Raw genomic sequence first — 24,552 nt, 5'->3', positions numbered from 1 at the left:
CTTGCTTCTTGCTTCTTGCTTCTTGCTTCTTGCAAATGATAGCTTCTTCTACTGCACTATGCTTGTTCACAAGATTTCGATTCACCTTGGTTTTCACGCTCGATTTGTCGTTTCCTTCTTCATGCCCCCAACATGAAAAGGTGCGATAAATCGGGCTTTTTTCATGTTTGTGCAATGAATTTGCCTGAAACCGTAACCATATGGACATTGTGATCGTCTATACTTAGAAGGCGCGTTGTCCTATGCTTATCCACGATTCCAATACAAAGGAGTGTATCAACATGGAAACCAACCGCAAAATCATGACGCTGACTGCAACTGTGCTACTTGGACTGATGCTCGGTGCCTGTAGCGATACCGCCAGCAACACCGCAACACCATCGGCAACGACACCAGCACCATCCAATGAAGCCACTTCTCCAGAAACTACGACGGAAACCAGTGATCCTGCCGCTAGCAATGAAGGTACAGAAACGCCTATAGCGACAGATAACGAAAGTACCAACAACTCATCAGGTACTACGGAACAAACGGACGCGCGCCCAGATTCTCAATCTTTTGAGATGCTGACCAAAGATGGACTGAAGAAATTTCCTGCCACTTTGAAAAAAGGGAATGGCTATTCCTTGTATGTATTTGACGGATTTACTTTTGATAGTAGCGCCAATCAGCTTATGATGACGGACAAACCTCGTAATACGGCTAGCATCGAAAAGCTGTCGTCTAAAATCAATTTGGATGATCTGCGCAAACAAGGCAAAGCCGAATTGAAAAAGCACGGCGAAGTCAAAGAATATAGCGGTGATCTATTAGCTGAAAGTCCAATGAGCCGAGCGCATTTTGTCCTACAAGCAATTAGTCAGGAGGACAATTCCACCTACGAATATATTGTGTGGCAACCGGAAGGTGAAAACGGCTATATTTTCCATACGGTTATTCCAGAAGGCGAAGATGCAGGCACCATTGAACAGAAACTCACCACTTCGTTGTCTACGATCAAAGCCGAATAACCATAGCAACACAATTATACGCAAAAGCCCCTTATCACCTAAGGGGCTTTTTTGCTATACCATCTTTCATTTTACCTATTACAGATACTAGGCATATCCAGCCTACCCATATCGCCGAATAACCAGCCTACGATGACTGTTGCTTATAAGCTGTAAGAATATTTATTCCTCATAGGCAGCGTCTAACTCGATAATATTCCGATCCGGGTCCAAAATATAAATTTGCGCAAAGCCCGCGACACTATGCGGTCTTGCTTCATAATCTACACCTTGCGCATCCAGCCATTCTAGCGTACCACGGTAACTACCTACCCAGATCGCCACATGCCCATCCGTCGAATCAATCTCGCCTTTGCGCAGCGTCTCTCCCTGCGGCTGTTCGATTAAATGCAGCTGCTGACTGCCCAACCCATACCAGATACCGACCGAATCAAACGGCGGACGCTGAATCTCCTGCAATTGCAGTACACCTGAATAAAATTGCCGCGACACTTCAATATCGCGTACCGCCAAACTTGCATGATGAATAGATTGAAATTCAATCATCTCGTCACTCCCCCATGTGTAAAAGGCTAAGATTACGGATACTCCACTGTTCCCTTTACGGCAATATGCCTGCCCTTCCGGTCTTCTAGTACACGGACAGGCACATGGATGCCTTCCTGAAACTTGGCACGATGAATACTGTATACCGTCACCACCGCTGTCGCTTCAAAGGGCAGCTGTGTCGGCTTTTCAATGCGCATATGCAGTGCCAGCTCTGGCTGCCCAGAGCGATAATTGCCCGTCGGCGTCAAATCCAAAATTAGCCCACGCGCTGTATATCCCTCCTGCACAATGCGCTCAGTCAGATTCCCCCGCCGCTGTAGGGCAGGCAGCACAATAATCGCCAGCGCGAACAGCACCAGCAGTCCAGCGCAGCAAAGCACCAGTATGAGCGGAGTCATCCTCTTCCCTCCTATCGCCATTTCATCTCAACGACATATTCCTCGGTATTGCTCTCAATCGAGCCGTTTAATCTCAAAGCTGTAAAAGGTCGTTTCAAATCCACGATCCATCGGGCTTGCCGTGTACATGCCTACTCGCAATGGCTGCCCTGTTGGACAATCCAGATGAGCGATGCGTAGCTGCTCCCACTCCTGCTGCTTGCCCGGAATTCGGAAGTACACAAAAAAGTCCTCGCCTTCCCGCTTCACTCGGAATGACAGCCGCTCTGTGAAAATCTGCTGCTCCATATCGCGGGTCGACCAATCCGAGAAGCCTAGCCGCGTAACGACTGCGCCCAGATGACACGGTCCATCCGTTATGTACTCAATCGACGTCTTCAGCCAATTGTCTCGGTCGATGCCGATAAACAACCCCGACTGGTCAAAGGTACTTTGCGGCTTCATGCTCAGCTCCACCGTCGCGTCAAAGTCGCCCTTGATCTCATCATACAGCACATGACCATTATATCGTTCAAATCCGTAATGCGTTTTCAGCCAAAAATCACTATCTGGCAGACTACGCACAACCAACTGTTCATCCTGTACCTGCTGACTTTCCGGTGGAAACATTGTTTGTAGCCGATCTGTATTATACGGAATATATTGCATGCTCTCACCTCATTCATTTGTACAGTACATAGTGTTACTCTGTATATTAACCGATGTCACACCTTTCAAAAAAGCGCTAAAAAGGGTATCTTAGATATAGACTGGAAATAGCCAAGCGCTGTATTTCCAAAAAACGAGTTAAAGGTGTGTCATACGTGCGAATCAATAAATATATTAGTGAGTCTGGAGCGACTTCCCGCCGTGGGGCGGATAAATGGATCAACGAAGGCAAAGTAACGATCAACGGCGTCATTGCCGAACTCGGCAGCCAAGTGCAGCCCGGCGACGATGTACGCTACAACGGCAAACGAATCGGTGCCGAGCAGAAAAAAGAGCATGTGTACATTGCACTCAACAAACCGGTTGGTATCACCAGCACGACCGAGCGGCATATCAAGGGCAATATCGTCGATTTTGTCAATCATCCCCTGCGCATTTTCCATATCGGACGCTTGGACAAGGATTCCGACGGATTGATTCTGCTGACCAATGACGGCGACATCGTCAACGAGATTTTGCGTGCGGAGAACAAGCATGAGAAGGAATATATCGTCACCGTGGATCGTCCAATCACGCCAGCTTTTCTAAACAAAATGGCATCCGGTGTAGAGATTCTGGATACCGTTACCTTGCCGTGCAAAGTGACCCAGCAATCCAAATATGTATTCAAAATCATTCTTACGCAAGGCTTGAATCGTCAGATTCGCCGGATGTGTTCGGCGCTGGGCTATGAGGTGCATGGGCTGCGCCGTACGCGTATCATGAATATCCGTCTTGGTAGCCTGCCGATTGGCAAATGGCGTGATCTGACGGATAAGGAACGAGAGCAGCTGTTTAGCGATCTGGATTATACGCCACGTCCGCTGTAATGCTTTAATATTATACAGATGCAACACGTATGAAATGATGCAGATACCGTAATAGAATGTAACTATGCGGATACGAATAGAAAAGTGATACGAAAAAAGCTGCTGTCCACAATGGAAGCAGCTTTTTTCGTATGACGGCTATAGAGCAATGCCATGATATAGCCTATACATAATTCACAGTTGATACATCCAATTGGATGGTCGTCCCCTACAATGGTTAGCCTGTTTCATATTGTTGGCTAACTAGGGGCATGGTCTGTGATCAGGGACTTATTTATAAAAGACTTTCTCCATATTGTAACGCGCCTGTAGGCTATTAATGATATACGTCTCATAAATCTCGCGCTCTGTCGCATCCTCTACCACACAAACGTCGATCCGAGTCACTTCATCGCGGTGATTCTTGATCGGCGATACGGTATCTTCAAAATGCTTTTTGATGCGTGGTCTGAGCTTACGTGCTTTGCCGACGAACAGCAGTTCATCCTGCTCGTTGTAGAACATGTAGATGCCGCCCTTTTCACGAGTAATCAGGTGAAAATCGGTAAATCCATAAATATGGCTCAACTGTGGATTGCTTTGCTTAGTAATGGATACATCCACTTCAGGAATTGTAATTTGAATCAAGTGGGGGTCACTTCCTTTTTCAATATAGGTGTTCATCCTATCATAAATGAGGCGGAATAGATACGGTTATCCCTTCACATACCCATGCAATCGTACTTCGCCAGAAATATATTCGCCAAGATACACTTCGTTTAGTCCGTTAAAGTTACCTTCGCGCACACGTTCATGCAGCCAGTCCATATCCTTGTGGATCAGATCAAGCACATCCTGATTCGCCTGTCCGTCCACGATGATCGGATAACGGATCGTCTCATCGCCGTACTGGATCACGGACAGCTGCCCATTTTGCTCCAATATCGCGCGTTTTACCGTTTGGATCTCATAAATACCGCTGGAGCGCAGCTTGAACATCAGCTCATTGGCGGACATGCCGCAGCGGAGACATTCGCCCACATCCACCTTGCCGTTGGCGATCAGCGTGACAGGTCTGCCATCGACGATGCGTTTGATATGACGATTGTGCTCCTTGAGAAATTTAATAATAAACACCAGCAGCGTCCAAATGATCAGCACAAGAAAAAATTGCAACGGCTTGACCGATTCATTGTAAATGACACCGCCGATAATGCCACCGAGTACATAATTCTGCACCTGATCCATCGCCGAGGTGGGAGCCAGATTGCCCTTGCCCATCAGATTGATCTGGAAAATCAGGCAGAGAATGCCCAGCGCGAGTTTGATCATAACGGGGTAGTACGTGTCCATGTGGGGCTTATCTCCTCTACTTGTTTACTTGTCGACCAGTTGAATGTCGGGATTGACCAGATGCACTTCCTGCAACGTATAGGCGCTCATGTCAGAATTAAAACGTGCGGAATAATAGGCGTCTGGTGTTTTGACGATGATGTCGTCACTGAGTGTGGTCGAGTTGACGCTGATCGTCGTCTCATCCAAACTCTGATCTCTGGCGAGTTGGTGCATGAACTGAACCATTTGCGAGTATTTGGAATAGGTGCTCTGATCTTGGGTATAGTCGGAGTACTGCACACCGAGCAGGAAGACGATGACCAGCAGCAGGATGATGCTGAGGTCGCGGTACTTGGTCTGGATGCGATGGTGCAGGTAGAGAGAGAATACGACCAGCAGGATGATGAGTGCGACAAAGATGACGATGTATTTGAGGTAGAGATTGATGGTGGATTGTCCTTCTAGGTAGGTGATGGTGTAGAAGTTCATGTAAACCTCCTTTCACAGTTTATTATCTATTTTATTATAAAACAAAGAAGCTCCCTAATATTTTACTAGGGAGCTTCTTTGTTTTATAATAAAAAAATAAAACAAAAATAATAAATACTCTAATTATCACTTTCTAAAATATTTTTAACAATTTTAAATCTTCGTATTCTTTTTGTTTTATTTTGAGTTCCTTCAGAACTTAACCGCTTATATTCTTCTATTTCTTCCAATAGTTCATCATTAAATAAATTGTTGTTGGCAGAAGAATCATTATATATTTTTATGAAATTTTCTATTTTAGATAAGTGTTTAACTTGAATATTATCGTACTTTTGAATAATATAATAACTCACAGTAATGAAGATATATAAATGTGTGAGTTTAGTGATAAATTCTTTCACCGCTTTTGAAATGGATATAATTTTTTCTATTTCTTTAATTAACTGTACAAATAGTTTTTTATCTTGCTTTGATTCTTTGTATACCTCGTTAAACATATCATATACCTTATTTATATTAGTTTGATTAGTATCTCCCTCAATTCCTTGTCTAAAAAATATCAGCACATTGCTTATAAATTGTATATCTTGCATTCTGCGAATTTGATGCTCATTAAATACTTTATATTTGTTCCAAAAGGGAAGAGCAGAAATTTCTTCAGCAAGTTCAAGAAACTTCCCATTAAATTCTGCGTTTCTTAGTTCTTGAGGATTCAGAGACAGATTGGTGCTATTTAATCTCAAAAACATAGTTACAATATCTTGTCTCTCTAATTCAGACCGTATAAATCTTATCGAAAACGGATAATCCCATATAGATTTTTTCTCATCTTGAGTTAGATCTTGAAATCCTCTTTTATCATAAGTTGCAGACAACTTGAATTTTCCGTCTATAAAATCCAAAACAGCTCCAATTCTCTGTTGACCATCTACAATACTGTATATGGTATCTCCAGTATCAGCATTAGTCTCTATCCCCCATAAATATATTTCAGGAATAGAATAGCCTAATAAGATAGTTTCTATCAATTTCACTTGATGTTTTTTCAACCAAACATATTTTCGTTGAAAACTATTGTCGACTTTGAGTAATTCTTTTCTCATATTATCTACCAGCCATTTTACATCTCTTGTTTCATTTTTAATTAAGTCTATTTTTCTACTAACCAATTTTCATCCTCCTAATTTAGATTTTAAAAATCTTATATTTCTTGTATAATAATTTTTCACAGCATTCCAAGACTCAAATATTCTATAATTGATATCATGTTCTATATCAAATTCCGTTTGTAAATCCTTCTTAAATTCGGACTCCAATTTGCTCCATTCTTTATATACTTCGCTACTTAAATCAAAACCATTAAAAACAATATATTTCTGAAAAATGGCTTTAGTCACATAAGTATATTCATTAATTGGCTTGACGTTATTGAAATGTATATCAGAATATGCCTGCCAAAATTGTTCAAACTTCTCTCGTGAGACAACTACTATATCCAGATCAGATTTTTCATGAAACGCCTTAAAGTTTTTACTCGGAGAAAAACTAAACCCTGTCTTTGCACTTCCAAAGATAGCTACATCATTAAAATGAACCTTCAATTTTCCACTTACAAAATCCTTCAAATCATCATATTTTTGAGAATAATCCGTTTGTGCTAGATATTCTTCAAAATACCAAACTTTATTGCCGAGTAAATAGGTTCTATATACATAATCAATATCTTTTTCTAAAATATCTGTTTTTATAATTTGCAGGTCCAATTAGATTTTCCCTCCTAAAATAATTGGAATTAAATCCCCTTAAATGAATATATCACTATGCGAACTTATAAAAAAACATTATACAACAATAGATACCTTATAAGCTAGATAAAGAAGTGTTTTTATTTACAAAAATTGGTAAATATAGATAAAAATTGTATTATATTTTCCCTCTGCTTAGATATTCACGAATATATTATTGATAAATCAAAAAAATTTAATCTGCGATGCTAATTAAAACTATGTCTGCATTAAGCTTCCTCCTAGATTAATTTTAAACCTGATTAGCCCTTTGTGCTAAGAAAGTAAACGAGCACAAAAAAAATATCTCCCCTACTCTCATTATCACATTTTTTAGCAGACAAAGTTGACAGAACTCATTTAGTTTTTAAATTTAAAAGTCAACAAATATAAACTAGTATATGGATGATAAAAGCCTTTCTCTATAATGCGATTAGCTTGCGTAAAGTCATTAGTTCATGTTTTAGATATCCAAACTGCTTTTTAAATGTATTTTTTAATTTGTCCTATCATATTTATAATAAGTACATGTGAATCTAATTATTATTTTTCAAACACAATTTAAATATGCTTAAAAAATGATAAACGACCTTTTAAAAAAAATAAAAGGTCGTTTGACATATAATAAGTTAATTCCTATTCCCACTCAATCGTTGCTGGTGGTTTCGAGGTAATATCATACACAATCCGGTTCACGTTATCCACTTCATTGACAATACGCACCGAGATCTTCTCCAGCACATCCCAAGGGATACGCGCCCAGTCGGCAGTCATACCGTCGATGGATGTTACCGCACGAATACCTACTGTATACGAGTACGTACGCGCGTCACCCATAACACCAACGCTCTTCATGTTCGGCAGCGCTGTGAAGTATTGCCAGATTTCGCTTTCCAGACCTGCCTTCGCGATTTCTTCGCGCAGGATATAGTCGGAGTCACGAACGATGGTCAGTTTGTCTTCGGTTACTTCGCCGAGTACACGGATCGCCAGACCTGGACCTGGGAACGGTTGGCGCCATACGATGGCACGTGGCAGACCGCATTCTTCGCCGACTTTACGTACTTCGTCTTTGAACAGGGTTTTCAGCGGCTCAACGAGTTCAAAGTCCATATCTTCCGGCAGACCGCCGACGTTATGGTGAGATTTGATCGTTTGGGCTGTTGCTGTACCACTTTCCACGATGTCGGTGTACAGTGTACCTTGTGCCAAGAAAGCAAAGTCGCCCAGTTTTTTGGATTCTTCGTCAAATACATAGATAAACTCGTTACCGATGATTTTACGTTTTTTCTCTGGATCGTCTACGCCTGCCAGTTTGGACAGGAAACGCTCTTGTGCGTCGATTTTGACAACCTTCATATCGAATTTACCAACAAAGGTCTCCATTACGCTCTCGGCTTCGCCTTTACGCAGCAGACCGTGGTCGATGAACATACAAGTCAGCTGGTCGCCAATCGCTTTGTGCAGCAGGATCGCTACAACAGAGGAATCTACGCCGCCGCTCAGTGCGCACAGTACGTTTTTGTTACCGACTTGTTTGCGAATATCTTCAATGGTATCGTCGATGAAGGTTTGCATGCTCCACTCGCCGTGACATTGACACACTTCATATAAGAAGTTGCGGATCATTTCGTTACCGAATACGGAGTGACGCACTTCTGGGTGGAATTGGACAGCATACAGACGGCGCGCTTCGTTGCTCATGGCAGCGATTGGTGCAGACTCGGTGCTAGCATCCAGTACAAAGCCTTCTGGCAGACCGACTACGTGGTCACCGTGACTCATCCATACAGTGTGACTGTGTTCCATTCCTTTGTTCAGCGCGCAATGCGGCATGAAATCCACATCGGATTTGCCGTATTCACGTTTTGCGGAGCGTTCTACTTTACCGGACAATTGTTGAGCCATTAACTGCATACCGTAACAGATACCGAAGATTGGCACATTCAGATCATAAATTGCTGGGTCCACGTGCGGTGCATCTTCCGCATACACGCTGGATGGACCACCGGAGAACACGATCCCTTTCGGGTTCAGTTCGCGGATTTGTTCAACAGGGGTATTAAAAGGCAAAAGTTCGCTATATACGCCAAGGTCGCGGATACGTCTTGCAATCAACTGATTGTATTGTCCACCAAAATCAAGGACAACGATTATTTCATTTGGACTGTTCATTCATGTGCCTCCCACTTTTCAATGAGTCTAATTATACCTATCCCTAAAAGAGACCGTCAAGGCTTGTCGTATCTAGATTTGATCATTTTTCAAATGATCTCATTATTTTTTTCATAGTAGCTAAATGAGAAGCACGGATATGGCAGTAACATCTAGCTAGAAGGGAGCATCTTATCGAAGGAAGTCGATGAGAAAGAGTCACCTGTACCGATCTGATTCGTACGTAGATACTGAAATACAATCACTCCCAGCATTCTGGAGTAATCTCCACTCTGTTTCTAAACTTTCCATCGGACAGGATAAACCGTTATGATAAGAATCTAGTATTTGGAAGAATACACGTATTCTATAAGTATCTTACAATAATGAAAATCAAAGGAGCTTAATGTGAACGTATGTCTGCTGATTCACGGATTCACCGGAGGAGAGCATGAAGTATCTCCATTAGCTGAATATTTAGAAACGCAAGGGTACAAGGTCAAACGATTCACTTTGCAAGGGCATGGTGGCACCAAAGCCGAGCTTCGAGACGCCACTCGTCATCATTGGATAGAGAGCGCCGAGACTGAATTAAAACAATTGCTCATTACGTCTTCCCACATACATCTGATTGGCTTCTCTACAGGCGCACTCATTGCGGCTCATCTGGTGATGAAGTATCCGAATCAGATTTGCTCATTAACAATGCTGGCTGCGCCTGTGTTCCCACTCAATCCGCAGCAGATTATCCGAACGCTGTCGAAGTGGTCCATGGTAAAAGCGTATATTCGCAATATGTTCGTTGTGCCTTCCAGAGCAACACGTGAATTTTATCGGATCGTTCACGAATCCTTTACGATCTATCCGCATATCCATATCCCTACACTGATTGTGCAAGGTGATCAAGATCATCTTGTCAAACTCAAAAGCGCTTCGTATCTGGCAGAGCATCTAGGCACACCGCATACGAAAGTAGTGATTATACCTGCCAGCGGACATCTGGTCTGTTATGCTGAGCGTAAAGGCGAGGTATTCGAGGCTGTGCAGGATTGGATCGATAGCCATCCTGTTACGTAGTTAGCGTTAAGCGATGCTACTGAGATAGTAATGGCACTATCGCCCACCTGCACTTGTGCGATCCTTCAACTCGCGTTACACAGATATTGTATACTATACATATCTGACTGGAAATTTCCGTTATTATAGAAGAAAATAGAAGAAAACGGTTGCCCCATCTTATTCGGACATGGGCACAGAAATGCCACTTCCTTGTACTATACTGAGGATCATTCTAGCTTGTGGAGGCAATCTCATGGGAATTGTAGAATATTTGGAATCATTATTTACTCATCACGGCTATCTGGTATTGTTTCTAGGTCTGCTGTTGGAATTTGTCGCTCTTCCTTTTCCGGGCGAAACGACGATGGCATATGCAGGCTATTTGTCGTATTTGGAGCATTTGCATTTTGGATGGTTACTCCTGTGCGCCTTTGCTGGAACGACGATCGGGATGACCATTACGTATTTTATCGGGAAAAAGGCAGGCTTACCGTTTATGCGCAAATACGGGAAGTGGATTCTACTGCCAGAGCATAAGCTAGATAAGGCGCAAACTTGGTTTAACAAGTATGGGTATACGCTGGTGTTTGTCGGGTATTTCATTCCGGGGGTGCGGCATTTTACAGGTTACTTTTCTGGAATAATGAATTATAAGTTTTGGCGCTTTGCCGCGTATGCGTATAGCGGAGCGATGCTATGGGTGCTGGTGTTTCTGCTGCTGGGCAAGATCTTTGGACCACAATGGAATATGGTGTTTCACTGGATTCATGAGTATTCCTTTGAAGCGATTGCGGTTCTGGTTGGTCTAGTGTTGGCGGTAGTGATTGTGAAGTACCGCAGATGGCTGGGCATTCAACTGGTGAATCGGTTTGGGAAGAAGAAGTCGGATGAATAATCTACAATGTATTTTTTTAACATAAATAATCTATTAAGGAATTAGTTTCTATAAAATAGAAACTTTTTTCTTTTTTTAACGTCTAATCTATTAAGCAACACTAATTAGAAAGTACTTTTATAAGATTTAGGAGGAATACTTATGTTTAGAAAGAAAGCCTTAGCTTCACTACTTGGAATTTCAATTTCCACTATTGTTCTTCTTCCTTCGGTAACGCACGCCGCCGAATATAATGGAGACAATGCCTTTTTTAAAAACCAAGGTTTTTCAAAAACAAAGATTGCTGCCATGCCTTGGTATAATGATTCTTCTGTTGCTGGATTAGGGTATGAAACTATCCTAAGTAATGCTAGAGCCAAATGGGATGCCGCAGCTGCTGCTAACATCGGTTATTCAAAAGCTTCTTCTATGAGCAATGCTTCACTAAGATTTTACGCAACGAATGATGCAAATTTGGAATACTACGGAGTAGTAAAACCTTACGATTCATCTGGTAAATTGGTGACCGGTTCTCAAGTTGATAATCCTTCCGTCTCTTACTATAGCGCAAATTTAATAATGGCTAATAGAAACATTCAAACACTGAGTTCTTCTAATGAAGTACTAGATGTTGCGGTACATGAACTAGGACATACTCTAAATCTTCGCCATCAACCCGATGAAGCTAATTCCGTAATGGCAGCTACTCGAGTAACTAAATATGGTGGTCCAACATCTTTGGATTATGCAAATGTAGATTATAAGTACTAAATTTAAGGAGTGATTCACTTGAAAAAATTATTAATTGGACTCACATCGTTGGTAGCAATATCTGGTATAGTGGCAGCAAGCTTACATGAAACTACTACAGAAGCAAAACCAATATCTGTAGCACAGAATAAAACAACTATCTCTAATGATAAGAAGTATGAACTCGCTAGTTCTCATGCTAAAATCCCTTACTATGAAAATATTAATAGTCTAGCAGACCAATCAGATATTATCGTTACAGGTCATGCAGTAGACAAACAAAATGTTTATGAGATCAAAACCGACTCAGGAGAAGTCATAGACACAATGGGTAAAACTCCTTTTAAAATTGATAAGGTTGTAAAAGGAGAGATTGGAAATGGTAGTTTGATAACTGTTATGGAACATGGCAGAATTGATAATGGAGTATATGAGAATATTGAGGGTTATGTAAAAATGAATGACGTAGATCCCTATCTTCTTTTCTTACGTAAAACTGGAGAAGACACGTATACTGTTCGAGGTGTTTATCAAGGTAAATTTAATATACAAGAGCAACAAGCAGCACAACAATTCACAGCCAATACCATAACTTCTTCAGAATTAGAAAATTTAGATTATATTGGTGAGGATACCGAACATTTCAACACTCTCAAAACGGAAGCTATAAATGAATTTATAAAATAAGTTTTTGATAAAGACCGAACTCATCAATACGAGTTCGGTCTTTATCGTATTTCATCATGCTTGTCCTTGTACTGCCTGAAGCACCTTCTCAATATGCCCCTTCACCTTCACATTGCGCCATTCCTGCTGTAGATTCCCCTCTTCGTCGATCAGGAAAGTAGAGCGTACGATGCCTTCGTATTCCTTGCCGTACATCTTTTTCAATTGCCATACACCGTAAGCTTCGGCAACTGCGTGATCAGGGTCGGATAATAGTGGGAAGGGTAGCTCATGTTTGGCGACGAATTTGTCGTGGGAGGTAACGCTATCTGGGCTGATGCCTAGCACGACGGCGCCATATTGCTCGTAGCCCGCAGTACTGTCGCGAAAGTCGCAGGCTTCTTGGGTACAGCCAGTGGTGTTATCTTTCGGGTAAAAGTAGAGCACAACTTTTTTGCCACGGTAATCGCTCAGGGAGATTTCGTTGCCGCCGGATGCTTCCAATGTAAAATCCGGTGCAGGTTGTCCGAGTTGCAGTTCACTCATGAGTAAGTCTCCTTTTGAAATAAGATCAATAGCTCGGTATACATTGTATGTTTCTATCATAGTAGAACGGTGAGACGATGAAAAGTCAGCCTCATCTGTTTATCCTCACCTGCTGCGGTTTAAGAACGGCAAGGTGGCAATACAACGGAGATGAGCTGTTAGCGCGCTATCATGTTGAACGCGGTGAATTGCCTGTAGATTTGAATTGTTTTATGCGCTTCATGCCGGATTATTTGACGAGTAAGACAGGGCAGTGGGCACGCTGGGCGACTTTATGGCTGACGCTGCCGAGAACAAGCTCTTGCAGAGCATTCAGTCCACGGGAACCGATGACGATGAGATCGACGTTATGCTTGTGTGCATAATCGACAATCGTGGAACCGGGGTCGCCATTGATGGTGGTCAGCTTCGGCTCAATCCCTGCCTGATGGAAGGTGTCGAGGATCGGCTGTACCTTTTCCTGACGATGGTATTGGATCTCGTCGTGGCTGTGAGCATGCAGCACTTCGTCTTTGACTTTATCTGGATCGACGACGAACAGTACTTCCACGGTCGCCTGTGGATTCAATTGTGCTAGCTGGACGGCTTCGGTGGCAGCACGAACGGCATTGCTAGAACCATCGGCGGCAATCAGAATATGATTGTACATCATCAACACTCCTGTTCAACGGATGATAGGTGACTTGGATCAACGATAGGCGCTTATCTTATTCGTATCGTGCAGGTCGATCTGTATATCCATGTTATTCTTCTATTGTATACCCGCACAGCCGCTAATCCTACGCAAACGCACGTTGGTTGAACGAAAAAGATGGCTGATGCTATATGGAATAGTCTACATACTCATTTGAAAAGCATAATAAGAGCAGATATAATAGCAGGCAAGTAGCAAACTCGGAATAGATTTACAATAGCAAGCTCAGAAAAAAGCTAGGACATAACAACTTGGGATATAGCTATAATCTTTGTATAGTTCGATGCCATATTGGCACATGCCCATTATACATACACTGTCCAATACAATGTTGGCACGCGACCATTCATCCCACACTGTCTCATACAGTATTGTGTCCCTGCACCATCCAAATCTCTTGTTAAAGGAGGCAATCCCGTGAAGAAAAGAGTACTCTCTTCCCTGTCCGCAGGCGTCGGTTATTCAACCGCTGTGTTTTTTGCAGCGGGTGTCAACGGGATTGCTCTGTCCAAAACTGGATATTGCCGACTTGTGTGCAGGCTTTCTTTTCCCACAACCGTTGTCTACGAACGGAGTGGAACAGAAGCACCGGAACTGCACGCAGGTTAACGCCTGTGAACTCATTTGGTATAAAGCGTGAAACGTAACCACAGGACGTTGTTGCCTGTGGTTTTTTTGACGTGGTTTACAGCGTTGGTATGGGATGGCAGCATTGGGTGATACGGCGGGCAGAGTCTCAGATGTGGTAAGCAATCGGATATGGTAGTCAACAAGATGGCGGCAATCGTTCGTTGTCGCATGGCGAGGTTAGGATCTGCAATGCAGATGGGCTTGGACAACGCAATAAGCAAAAGGAGCGATGAAGTATGAAGACTATGATGCAAAATGAAACCATTCAGGTGCGATTGGTGCAGGTGGAGGATGCCGCACAACTGCTGGATATGGAAACCGCTAACCGTGAGTTTTTCCAACAATTTACCGGAGCACGGGAAGAATCCTTTTATACGCTAGAAGGACAGCAGGAATTGGCTCGTAAACGGATGGAACGAGCGGCGCAGGATGTTGGGTATTGGTTTGTGATTGTACACCGAGAGACGGAGCAGATCATCGGGCTGATTATGCTGACGGAGGTAGTGCGAGACAATTTGCAGAGCTGCTGGATTGGGTATTTTCTGAATCATCTGCATAATGGTAAGGGCATTATGACGGCGGCGGTGAAGATGGTGGTGGATTATGCGTTTGAGGAATTGCATCTTCATCGGCTGGAAGCGGGCGTGATGCCGCATAATATCGGGTCACTCCGCGTGTTGGAAAAGGTGGGCTTTGCACGCGAAGGCTTGGCTCGTAAAAATGTAAAGATCAACGGCGTCTGGCAGGATCATGTGACGCTGGGGATTGTGAATCCACGGGACTGATCCACGCATGACCACATAACAAAGCATCCCTTTCAGATAGCAGATGGGAAACCAGTACAGTTGGCGCCAATCCGCTTAGAAAGGGATGCTTTTTGTGTTGCTCATCATCGTAGCAAAATGAGCTGTTGATTGCGATTAGGTTGCGTCTGTTGTTGTGCTTGCTTCATCCGATGGTGCTGCATCAGAGGATGTGTCGGATGATGTGGATGAGGAATCAGATGCTGCGGAAGACGAGTCCGTCGCAGACTTATCGATCGTGTGCTGGGAACCAATCGCATTGTTCCAGCCTGCGTAGCCGGAATGTACCCACCAATGATCAGTATTCGGCTGCTGGGTGATGGTATAATCCCAATTTACATTTTTGTCTTCGACGGAGCCATCTTCATTGGTTCGTTTGTAGACTTGCGTCGCAGTCAACTGAATGCCGTCGCTACGGATATCGACGGAATCAAGATCAATAACAACCTTTTTCAGCTTGTACTTAGGCGCGGACGTGAATTCGTTCATCTCCCATGTCGCACGGTTGTAGTAATCCGAATCGGGATTCACATCTTTGAGCGCTTTAGGATTGCTTGTATTGATTGCTGTTGCCAGACTGTCGGACGCATTGTACACGATGTCCAGTGCCTTCTCCGCAATCGGCTGCTGCAATACTTTACTCAGATCGTAGTTTTGATCGTCTGTCGGTGTGACCGTCAGGTCGCCCTTGAGATCGACGCCTTGTACGCTAGTGCTAACGGTGAATTTGGCTTCCGTAGGTGCAGGGAAAATGGTCACATAGTCGCCCTGATCGCTGCTGACCGGTTTATCGTTCAGCGTGACCTTTGCATCGCCATCTGGCATTAGCAGTGTGATGGACGGAATCTTTTGCTGATCCAGCTCGGTTTCGTTTACACGCTTGACGTTGAAGGCTTTGACCGTTCCTTGCGCTGGTACACTTGCATAGGTTCCGTCGATGGTGGCAGTGTAATTGTAGACTGCTGGCCACAGATCGCTCAGTGTATCGCTGCTGGATGTCAGATCGCCAATTTTGAGCGTTGATTTGACACCTTCCTGCATATAAGATACGTCGTTGCCTACTTCTACTGGTTCGATGTGTACCGACCAGCGAGTACCGCGCCACGATTGTTCTGGTGCAAAGGTGATCCAACTAGAATCATTGCTGAGTACGGCTTGAAGCTGCTTTTTGAGCGCATCGGCAGCAGAAGCGCTATCTTCTTCATTGATCTTCGCTTCATCCAGTGCCTCGCTAATCTCATACTCGTATTCTTCGCGGGTATCTTCATTTTTGAGTGCTTCGGTCAGCAAAGCGATTTTCTGTTGATCATGCAGCGGTGAATCTTTGTCATCCAAATATGACGCCAGCTGACTAGCATCGCCTGCATTGACCGCAGCATTGAGTTTTTCTGCCAGCTGTTCTGGTGTACTCGGACCGTTCGTCAGACGCAAAATCAGGAATGCTGCCAGCGCCAGCACCAGTACACCGCCGCCAATGAACAGATTCCGCTTGGCTGTTTTGGATAATGGTGCTCGTGGTGCTGCCGGACTTGTTACCGGAATGTCGGACGCTGCTGGTGTATCCGCGGTCATCATCGCCGGTTCGTTGTCGGTCATGACGTTTGTATCGGTTGTTTCGGTTGTTGGATTGGTTTGTTCAATCGGGTGTCCGCATTGCTTGCAGAATGCCCAGTCTTTCTCCGTAGGAGTACCACAATTGCCACAATACATAGGGATGTCTCTTCCTCTCTGGTCCATAAAATGATATAGGCAGGCGCAGTTTAGAACATATCGCGCAGGCTGCTGACCATCTCATTACCAAACGAGTTGAACACCAGCAAAATAGCTACAATTTGAATCAACACAGTACTACCGATAAACCATACTGCACGCTCGCGTGACAGGCGGAACATCTCAATCCCTGCATACAGCGTGAGCATCAAAGAAGCGGTCAGTACAGTAAACAGCAACACAAACGAGAATTTCATCGTAACGAGCATCAGCAGAGTAGTAATGAGCAAGGCAGCTCCTGTTACCAGCTGCAAACCGCCCAGCTTCACCAGTGCATCTTTCCAATGAAGGCGCTGCGTCCCCAGCTTGTTGCCGATGAAAAAGACAGCTACTAGTAGGACCAACGTGGATACGATGGAAAGGATCAGCGAATGACCGACGATGGACATCGAGTCGCTGGCGGAGCGATACGTTTGATCATATTGATCAGCACCACCGAACATGCTGCTCAATTGACCGATCATCGCTTTGATCAATTGATGCTTGAATGCCCAAGCCCATAATACAAAGCCGATCAGGGAGACTGCGATGCCCATGATGCCATACAGCAAATCGCTGTCGCCGCGTAGTTGCAGGGCGGACATTGGATTTTTGAGCAGGTTTAGGATCTTATGCTTGTCCACTTTGGAAAGCTGCTCTCTTGCATTGTTGAGCATTGGTGCTGCGGATGGTGCTGGAGTGGATACGGTTGCCGCCGAAGCGGTTGAAGCTACTGGTACTGCTACAGATTGCTGTTTTGCTAAGCAAGTATGTACCTCATCTGTTCGTAGTTCTGTACCACATTGTGTACAAAAAGCCATAGTATTGCCCCTTTCAAATTTGGTTATTTAGAACTAGGTATTTATATCTATTTTATACCCGCCGTTTATAGTACCATGTTGAACACAGGATTTCCAACTATTTTTAAATTTAGAAAAAGAAGAAATGAACATTCTGCTTCGCCTATTGATTTCATATCTACTAACTTCGCTAGACAACTTATAAACGTACGATTCAGCACATTTCACAATTAAAAAATAATAGTATATTGAAAAAATGATACCAAATGATCGCGAAGCATCTATTTCTAAAATAGAGATAATAAAATTTAATTTTACACAATAAATAATCCCCTATCTTTTGGACATACGGACAAAAACCCATGCTGGCACTGAAACATTTATGTTTCTAGTGCTTTTTCTATTAACAACGATATCATACATCCATTTTTTAAAAGATATGACATTGTTTTATTTTTTTATAAAAAATACTAAATTATTGATTCATACGACCGAAATAAAATAACGGAGAACAGTGTTTGTTTTATACACAGTATTCATAAAACCTAACTGAATGAACGAGGAGCGCTCATCTTGAAATTAGTCAATCGTCAAAAATTAATCGCTACAGCCATTATCTTCGGTATTACAGCAGCACCATTTACGTCCCCCCTCTGGTCCCCATCTACAGCTTTCGCTGCAGAAACAGGTAGTTCTTCCATTGCGGAAGTACGCACACTTGGATTGATGACTGGTGGTGCTAAAGGCGACTTTATGCCCGATAAAGTGCTGACACGTGCAGAAATGGCTAAGATTCTGTGCAATATATTCGAACTGGATGTAAATCCTACATCCAAAACATCATATCTAGACGTATCCTCCGCCAATTGGAGTGCTCCCTATATAGAAGCCGTACAAGCAGCCGGATATATGGAAGGTACGGGCGAACTGTTCCATCCGAGCCAACCGATAACCCGTCAAGAATTGGTTACTTCTTTGGTCAAAGCGATGGACCTGCAAAGCGAGAACAGCGATGGTTCTTCCCCAAGCGCAATGGACATTGCACGTTCATACGGAATGGTTATTGCTGATAGCAACACAGATGTCAATGCACCACTTGATCGCAAAACCGGTGCCGATCTGTTCGTCCAACTGCTGGATCACCCCGTAGGTCAAGTGAATGCACAGGGCAACACCGTACGTGTCGGCAATATTCCATATACGATCAACGGCAGTCTGCAAGGATTGTTCGGCGTGGATAATGGGGCTGTATTGAAAGGTGCCAAGCTGGATATTGATCGCAGTCAGCGCACTGTCACTCATATCAACACCATCGTGCTGAACGCCAATGGCGGCGTCTTTGATGGTAAAGGCATTTCGTTTGACGGCAATCTGGTTGTAAACGGCTCGGTCACGTTGAAAAATATCCAATCGACTGGCAATCTGCAAATTAACGGTACCGGTGCGACTCCACTGACTGCGCAATTGGATAACAGCAGTTGGGGTAATGTAACTGTCTCTTCCCTGAACTCCATCATTCAAGCGTCTGGTAGCTCGACCATCGGCAAACTGACGCTGAACAATACGGCTACCGTTCAGACCCAAGGCAACGCTTCGATTCAGCAGCTTGCGATCCAACCGAACTTGAAGCAACTTACACTGGATGGCAACGTGAATGTACTGGATGCTTCTCAGTATGATGGTAGCCCACTGGTTACGCTTCAACCCGCTGCTGTCATCGGCAATATCACATTGTCCAAGGATAAATCCGCCAACGATGTCATCCGCAACTATATGGATCAGAAATCTGCCGTATCCAATATCAACGGCAGCAAAAATACAGATAGCCCCGCACCAGCAGCTACCAATATCAACACGAAGAAAAAAGATAAAGACAAGGACAAAGAAAAAGACATCCCAACCATCACACTGGATATTTCCAAACTGATAACAGGTATTGAGAAAGCCAATACTATGCTCATGCGTCCGAATGACATTCCAGTACTGGACGAACAACCGGGGCCTTGGAAAGATATGCTGAAGCAAGCGATTGAACAGGCGACAAGCACACTCAATCAAGCGGACCATACACAGCAGGATATCGATACCGCTGTAATAAGCTTGAAAGCGTCGCTAGAGCAATATAAGGCTTCGCAAAAATCGCTGTATAACTACTACGATTTCTTAATGACTGTGAAACGCATTCCGATCAACTATACGGATGTAGGACGCTTCATGCTCAAAGATCGCATGAACAATTTTGAAGAGGATTATTTTAATCCACTCACTACCAAAGCTCAGTTTGACGAGTATGTATCGATCGTTGACGAGATGAGAAAGCAATTTGAACAGATTCAAGATGTGAACTTTAACGAATTGAACCTGAGACTGGAAAACATCTACGATCTGTCCCATGGCATCATCGACCGGGAAGATTCGCAAAAGCTGATGAGCATATACTACCGTTATACGGATATGATGCACTCGGTGATGACACAGGATCAGGTGGACCGTCTACTTGAACAATTGAACGAAGAACTGAGTTCTAGCGGTCTCGGTCATCAAGAGAATTCCGAAGAAAATTATCATAACAAACTGCGGATGCTGACCGGTCAAGTGGAAACACTTCTCTATGATGCTAATGATAATCTGCAACTGTATATGCCGAATGAATTCCCAGTTATCAAACAGGCACTCCAACAAGGTAACTCGGTGCTATCCGGCGAGAATACGGAGTTAAGCAACGAAGAAGCCTTCAACCAACTGAATATGGCATGGACTATGTTCCATTTGGCGTATAACCAAAAAGATAGCGAGCTGCGCAATCGTATTCAGGAACAGCTTCTTTCTATCGACCATATGGTCAGAGACGATAACAGCAATCTGAGTGAAGAGAATCGTCAACAACTGCTGTCGCTGCAAGAAAGAGCACAAAGATGGGTGAACGATCCGTATACTGGAGTCAGTTTATTGGGATCCGCTCAATCCATGCTGGATCAGGCATTGAGCAACCTGAAAGCCAAAGATGCTAGTCGACTGCTCGCCTTGATTGAACAAGCACAAATCGAATACGACAGTTATGCAAGATATCATCTTAACAGCTATGTACTGGGCAGTTACGAGCCAAGCAGCTACAAGTACAATCAAAACTTTTTCCATGTATTTAACAATGCGCGAGAACTGGTAAACAGTACACAAGCAACGCAAAACGATCTGGATCAATATGAACTCAAGTTGAAAGCTGCGCTTGCCGATTACAGCAAAGACTGGATTTCTTCTGACATGATCCAAAATGCTTTAAATACAGCTTACATGGATATGGATGCAGCTCATGATTCATCAGATTATTACTATATCCGTCTTCAAGATGCCACCAATCATCTGCAATCGGCAGTAAGCCAGTCTGACTCCAATATGATTCCTTTTGTGGAACTGCGGGATATGTATATTGCTGTGCTAGAAGCAGATCGTGCCTTTGTAAAACACCAATCGGAAGCTAACAACATGCCAGAATCGTCCACGCCAGAAGATTCTACTGGTACAACCGATCCTTCTTCTGATCCGACGGCGCCATCTTCCGAAACGGGAGATACGTCCACATCCGATCCGAATAGTAATCCGACTTCTGGAACAGAAACAGAGTCCGGCTCCGAGACGCCGAAGACGCAAAATCCAGATACCGATCCGTCACCGAATCCGAGCGAGGAGCCAGCTTCCCAACCAGCCGATTCAAACCAACCTTCGAATGTATTCGAGCCTGATCAGCAGCATTATGACTACTCGACACCAGCTCAGAATACGGAAGAAGCGGATACCTCAACACCGACTATAACGCCGAATCCAGAACCAACAGACACTCCGTAATGGCGTACGGCGACTCATCATCGCTACGCTGGCAAGAAGATAAGAAGTAATTCCTCTCTATTAACATGGAATATCATGCAAAAAGCCCGATCCAATGTGTTATTGGATCGGGCTTTTTTGTGCTAGCTATCGTTCATCAAAGGTGTTCCTTACGCATCTACACCATAGAATAGATTGCGATGCTTGTACTTGCGATTCGACAGGCAACGTCTGCTATTTGCAAACAATGAAATGATGCACTACCATGGCACCAACGAACAGAATCCTTCGATTACGACCCCGCACCCCGATAGCGTTTCACCCCACTATTCCAGAACAATAAAGCTGCTGTGAAAAAGACAAGCCCCATCACTGGTGTCAGCCATGCCATCCTCATCATCTCCGGTCGCTCCAAAAACAATGCTGCTGGATAAATGCCGACAAAAGCGAACGGCAGCACCCAAGTCAGTACGATCTGGATAATGCGGTTGTAGATGGTAATCGGATAACGTCCATACGTCTGGATATTGACCATCAATGGAATAATACCAGTCGGTGAATCAGAATAGAACGATACCGAGGTGAGAATAATATAAATGCCTGCATAGATCAGCGTTGAGCCAATCGTCATCAGTATCAGCGCAGGAATATACCACCACTCCATCTCCAAGCCTAGCTGTCCACCGCTCCAGACCATAATAATCAGTCCGATCACCGAGCCGATCAGCGATGGCGGATCAAGATTCTCAAGAAAAATCTGGAATAGGCTATGCGCTGGACGAGTGAGGATGCGATCCATCTCGCCTTTGACAATATAACGGTCGCCAAAGTTCCATAGATTGATAAAGCAGCTATACAATCCATACGGAACCATAAAGTATCCATATACAAATACCACTTCCGCCTCCGTGAAGCCACCCAGCGTCTCCGTATGGGCGAACACGACGAAGATAAAGATCAGGTTGGTCGCCTGAAATAGCAGGTCGGAGATCACTTCGACCCAGAAATCGGCGCGGTAGGTCAATCTTGTTTTCATATAATTGGTGAAATATTCCCAGATCAGCCCGGTATAGTATGTCATGCGCATCTTCTCAACCTCCCTGCACGAACAGTCGCACCCGGGCGGCGCGCCATACGATGATCATCGGCACGAGCAGGATCACAAACCAGATCACCTGAATGCCGAGCACTTCCCATATACCGGTTCCAGCAATGCGTCCGGTGAATACCGAGCCGGGCAAATACGTAATCGCCTGAAACGGCAAAAAGTTCATAATGGAAACCAACCAGCCCGGGAAGAAGCTGATCGGGATGAGCAGACCAGAGAACAGATCGACCACAACCCGTTTCATACGCATCAGACCATCATTATTTTCGATAAAAAATGCCATCAGACCAACGAGAATATTCAGCTGCGTATTGATCAAAAAGCTGAAAAATAGCATCACGAGAAACCCAATCCACGATGCTGGGCTGGTCGGCAGCTGCACCGGAAACAGCAGCACCGCGATAATCATGCCCGGAATCATAAACAGTGTGAACCGGAACAATCCCTCGCCGAATCCCTGCATCATCTTCACCAGCAGATAATTGTACGGACGGATAAACTGAATCGCAATCGTACCATCCCGAATCTCGGTCGCAATCTCTCGATCCAGATTGTTAAAATAAAACGCCCGCGCCATCCACGATACTGCCACATAAGTCGTCATCTGAGCAGCGGTAAAGCCCGCCAATTCCTCCTTGCCACCGTAGATCGCCTGCCAAGTGAAATAATACACCCCGATATTGAGCGTATACACGAGAATACCAGAGTAATAATTGACCCGATACGCCAGCATCGTCAGAAAGCGGATGCGGATAAAATCCCAGTACAAACTAGACATGCAGCGTGCCTCCCGGCTTCTCCGCCGAACCGGAGCTGTAAATCTGGCGCACGATCTCATCGGTACTCGTCTCGGAAATCTGCACATCCGTCACCTGCGTTACCGCCAGCACGCGTGAGAACAATTCCGATACGGTCAGCTCTGCCGGTACAAGCGCAGTCGCCACCAGTTCGCTCTCCTGTGTCCATGTGACCGGCAAGCCAGCTGTCCATTGCCGGAGCTGATCGTTCTGTACAGGTTCGCCAAACTGAAAACGCACCTCGCGCCCTCTTCCCCAGCGGGACTTCAACTCATCCAAGCCCCCGTCATAAATGATGCTGCCTGCATCCAGCATAATCACTCGCGAGCAGAGCGCTTCGATGTCCTGCAAATCGTGAGTCGTCAGTAGAATCGTCGTGCCCTGCGTACGGTTCAGTTCTTTAAGAAATTCACGAATCTCCGACTTTACGACGATGTCCAGTCCAATCGTCGGCTCATCGAGGAAAATGATCGACGGATTGTGCAGCAGCGCTGCTACCAGCTCACAGCGCATCCGTTGACCGAGACTCAGCTTACGTACCGGACGACTAAGCAACTCCTGTAATTCCAAGCGCTCGACCAGCTCATCCAACCGCTTGCGGAAATCCTGCTCAGATACTCGATACACCTTGCGCAGCAGCTGGAACGACTCGATCACGCCAATGTCCCACCATAGCTGACTGCGCTGACCGAATACGACGCCAATGCCCTGTACAAATTTCTCTCGTTCTTCGTACGGCACATAGCCATTCACCCGAATCTGACCGGAGGTTGGCACGAGAATACCGGTCAGCATCTTGATGGTAGTTGACTTGCCCGCACCATTTTCGCCGATATATCCGCAGATTTCGCCCTGCGGAATACTAAAATCAATATCATTTACAGCCGTTACTTCATGATATTGACGTGCAAATAAATCCTGTAATGCGCCTTTCAAACCACCACGGCTTTGCTGGATTTGAAAGGTTTTGCGTAATGCGTGAACTTCAATCGCCTGCATGTTGTTCTCCTTCTGATGTACCGGCTTACCGGTAAAATGT

At 44.4% G+C, this 24,552-nt stretch carries 25 protein-coding genes; 9 read left to right on the top strand and 16 right to left on the bottom strand.

The genetic code is table 11. The features are described 5' to 3' along the window. Positions 1 to 281 precede the first annotated feature (281 nt). Positions 282 to 1,010 carry a DUF8580 domain-containing lipoprotein gene (locus ABXR35_RS16190; protein ID WP_367062751.1) on the top strand — a complete coding sequence of 243 codons (729 nt, stop codon included), beginning with the start codon at positions 282 to 284 and terminating at the stop codon, positions 1,008 to 1,010. A gap of 162 nt (positions 1,011 to 1,172) precedes the next feature. On the opposite strand, the gene ABXR35_RS16185 is transcribed toward ABXR35_RS16190, so the two are convergent. Genes ABXR35_RS16185 through ABXR35_RS16175 form a run of 3 tightly spaced genes read right to left on the bottom strand, consistent with a single transcriptional unit; the run spans position 1,173 to position 2,605 of the window. Further along, positions 1,173 to 1,556, bottom strand: coding sequence for a VOC family protein (locus ABXR35_RS16185; RefSeq protein WP_367062748.1), 384 nt, complete (start codon positions 1,554 to 1,556; stop codon positions 1,173 to 1,175). A gap of 32 nt (positions 1,557 to 1,588) precedes the next feature. Next, entirely contained in the window at positions 1,589 to 1,957 is a 369-nt protein-coding gene (locus ABXR35_RS16180) for a hypothetical protein (protein ID WP_367062745.1), read from the bottom strand. Between the two features lie 54 nt (positions 1,958 to 2,011). After that, a complete protein-coding gene (locus tag ABXR35_RS16175) occupies positions 2,012 to 2,605 on the bottom strand; it encodes a DUF1349 domain-containing protein (protein ID WP_367062742.1) in 594 nt (197 codons plus the stop codon). A 155-nt stretch (positions 2,606 to 2,760) separates the two neighbouring features. Between ABXR35_RS16175 and rluF the strand changes: the two genes are divergently transcribed. Continuing rightward, entirely contained in the window at positions 2,761 to 3,474 is a 714-nt protein-coding gene (gene rluF, locus ABXR35_RS16170; RefSeq protein ID WP_367062739.1) for a 23S rRNA pseudouridine(2604) synthase RluF, read from the top strand. 270 nt (positions 3,475 to 3,744) lie between these two features. On the opposite strand, the gene ABXR35_RS16165 is transcribed toward rluF, so the two are convergent. From ABXR35_RS16165 to guaA, 6 genes are all read right to left on the bottom strand, one after another. Continuing rightward, positions 3,745 to 4,101 (bottom strand): nucleotide excision repair endonuclease, encoded by a 357-nt coding sequence (locus ABXR35_RS16165; RefSeq protein ID WP_367062736.1) that lies wholly within the window; start codon positions 4,099 to 4,101, stop codon positions 3,745 to 3,747. Positions 4,102 to 4,167: 66 nt separating this feature from the next. Further along, a complete protein-coding gene (locus tag ABXR35_RS16160) occupies positions 4,168 to 4,806 on the bottom strand; it encodes a DUF421 domain-containing protein (protein ID WP_367062733.1) in 639 nt (212 codons plus the stop codon). A 24-nt stretch (positions 4,807 to 4,830) separates the two neighbouring features. After that, positions 4,831 to 5,277 carry a DUF3290 domain-containing protein gene (locus ABXR35_RS16155; protein WP_367062730.1) on the bottom strand — a complete coding sequence of 149 codons (447 nt, stop codon included), beginning with the start codon at positions 5,275 to 5,277 and terminating at the stop codon, positions 4,831 to 4,833. 119 nt (positions 5,278 to 5,396) lie between these two features. After that, the gene (locus ABXR35_RS16150; RefSeq protein ID WP_367062727.1) at positions 5,397 to 6,446 is read right to left on the bottom strand and encodes a DUF262 domain-containing protein; all 1,050 of its coding nucleotides are present in this window, start codon (positions 6,444 to 6,446) and stop codon (positions 5,397 to 5,399) included. 3 nt (positions 6,447 to 6,449) lie between these two features. Beyond that, positions 6,450 to 7,040, bottom strand: a complete 591-nt coding sequence (locus ABXR35_RS16145; protein WP_367062724.1) for a hypothetical protein — start codon at positions 7,038 to 7,040, stop codon at positions 6,450 to 6,452. Between the two features lie 657 nt (positions 7,041 to 7,697). After that, entirely contained in the window at positions 7,698 to 9,236 is a 1,539-nt protein-coding gene (guaA, locus tag ABXR35_RS16140; RefSeq protein WP_367062721.1) for a glutamine-hydrolyzing GMP synthase, read from the bottom strand. A 387-nt stretch (positions 9,237 to 9,623) separates the two neighbouring features. Between guaA and ABXR35_RS16135 the strand changes: the two genes are divergently transcribed. From ABXR35_RS16135 to ABXR35_RS16120, 4 genes are all read left to right on the top strand, one after another. Continuing rightward, entirely contained in the window at positions 9,624 to 10,292 is a 669-nt protein-coding gene (locus tag ABXR35_RS16135; protein ID WP_367062718.1) for an alpha/beta hydrolase, read from the top strand. Positions 10,293 to 10,527: 235 nt separating this feature from the next. Next, entirely contained in the window at positions 10,528 to 11,169 is a 642-nt protein-coding gene (locus tag ABXR35_RS16130) for a DedA family protein (protein WP_367062716.1), read from the top strand. A 141-nt stretch (positions 11,170 to 11,310) separates the two neighbouring features. Beyond that, complete coding sequence (locus ABXR35_RS16125) at positions 11,311 to 11,919, top strand: zinc metalloprotease (RefSeq protein WP_367062713.1); 609 nt, start codon at positions 11,311 to 11,313, stop codon at positions 11,917 to 11,919. A gap of 18 nt (positions 11,920 to 11,937) precedes the next feature. Next, a complete protein-coding gene (locus ABXR35_RS16120; RefSeq protein ID WP_367062710.1) occupies positions 11,938 to 12,585 on the top strand; it encodes a hypothetical protein in 648 nt (215 codons plus the stop codon). 54 nt (positions 12,586 to 12,639) lie between these two features. Here the strand turns inward: ABXR35_RS16120 and bcp are convergent, their stop codons facing one another. Together bcp and ABXR35_RS16110 are read right to left on the bottom strand one after the other, a co-directional pair. Further along, the gene (gene bcp, locus ABXR35_RS16115) at positions 12,640 to 13,110 is read right to left on the bottom strand and encodes a thioredoxin-dependent thiol peroxidase (RefSeq protein WP_367062707.1); all 471 of its coding nucleotides are present in this window, start codon (positions 13,108 to 13,110) and stop codon (positions 12,640 to 12,642) included. Positions 13,111 to 13,339: 229 nt separating this feature from the next. Further along, positions 13,340 to 13,762, bottom strand: coding sequence for a universal stress protein (locus tag ABXR35_RS16110; RefSeq protein ID WP_367062704.1), 423 nt, complete (start codon positions 13,760 to 13,762; stop codon positions 13,340 to 13,342). Between the two features lie 459 nt (positions 13,763 to 14,221). Between ABXR35_RS16110 and ABXR35_RS16105 the strand changes: the two genes are divergently transcribed. Next, positions 14,222 to 14,413 carry a hypothetical protein gene (locus ABXR35_RS16105; protein WP_367062701.1) on the top strand — a complete coding sequence of 64 codons (192 nt, stop codon included), beginning with the start codon at positions 14,222 to 14,224 and terminating at the stop codon, positions 14,411 to 14,413. Between the two features lie 257 nt (positions 14,414 to 14,670). Further along, entirely contained in the window at positions 14,671 to 15,219 is a 549-nt protein-coding gene (locus ABXR35_RS16100) for a GNAT family N-acetyltransferase (RefSeq protein ID WP_367062698.1), read from the top strand. Between the two features lie 135 nt (positions 15,220 to 15,354). On the opposite strand, the gene ABXR35_RS16095 is transcribed toward ABXR35_RS16100, so the two are convergent. Next, a complete protein-coding gene (locus ABXR35_RS16095; RefSeq protein WP_436669373.1) occupies positions 15,355 to 16,947 on the bottom strand; it encodes a zinc ribbon domain-containing protein in 1,593 nt (530 codons plus the stop codon). A gap of 50 nt (positions 16,948 to 16,997) precedes the next feature. After that, positions 16,998 to 17,807 (bottom strand): hypothetical protein, encoded by an 810-nt coding sequence (locus ABXR35_RS16085; protein ID WP_367062690.1) that lies wholly within the window; start codon positions 17,805 to 17,807, stop codon positions 16,998 to 17,000. A 552-nt stretch (positions 17,808 to 18,359) separates the two neighbouring features. Between ABXR35_RS16085 and ABXR35_RS16080 the strand changes: the two genes are divergently transcribed. Continuing rightward, positions 18,360 to 21,629, top strand: coding sequence for an S-layer homology domain-containing protein (locus tag ABXR35_RS16080; protein WP_367062687.1), 3,270 nt, complete (start codon positions 18,360 to 18,362; stop codon positions 21,627 to 21,629). Positions 21,630 to 21,900: 271 nt separating this feature from the next. Here the strand turns inward: ABXR35_RS16080 and ABXR35_RS16075 are convergent, their stop codons facing one another. The 3 genes from ABXR35_RS16075 to ABXR35_RS16065 are packed head-to-tail and all read right to left on the bottom strand — an operon-like array spanning position 21,901 to position 24,512. After that, entirely contained in the window at positions 21,901 to 22,689 is a 789-nt protein-coding gene (locus ABXR35_RS16075; protein WP_367062830.1) for an ABC transporter permease, read from the bottom strand. A gap of 10 nt (positions 22,690 to 22,699) precedes the next feature. Then, positions 22,700 to 23,494, bottom strand: a complete 795-nt coding sequence (locus ABXR35_RS16070) for an ABC transporter permease (protein ID WP_367062684.1) — start codon at positions 23,492 to 23,494, stop codon at positions 22,700 to 22,702. Then, complete coding sequence (locus ABXR35_RS16065; RefSeq protein WP_367062681.1) at positions 23,487 to 24,512, bottom strand: ABC transporter ATP-binding protein; 1,026 nt, start codon at positions 24,510 to 24,512, stop codon at positions 23,487 to 23,489. The genes ABXR35_RS16070 and ABXR35_RS16065 overlap by 8 nt, the downstream gene beginning before the upstream one ends. Positions 24,513 to 24,552 lie beyond the last annotated feature (40 nt).

The organism is Paenibacillus sp. JQZ6Y-1, assembly GCF_040719145.1.
In the GTDB taxonomy this organism is placed as follows: Bacteria; Bacillota; Bacilli; order Paenibacillales; family Paenibacillaceae; genus Saccharibacillus; species Saccharibacillus kandeliae.
This window is presented reverse-complemented; position numbering and strand designations above follow the sequence as displayed.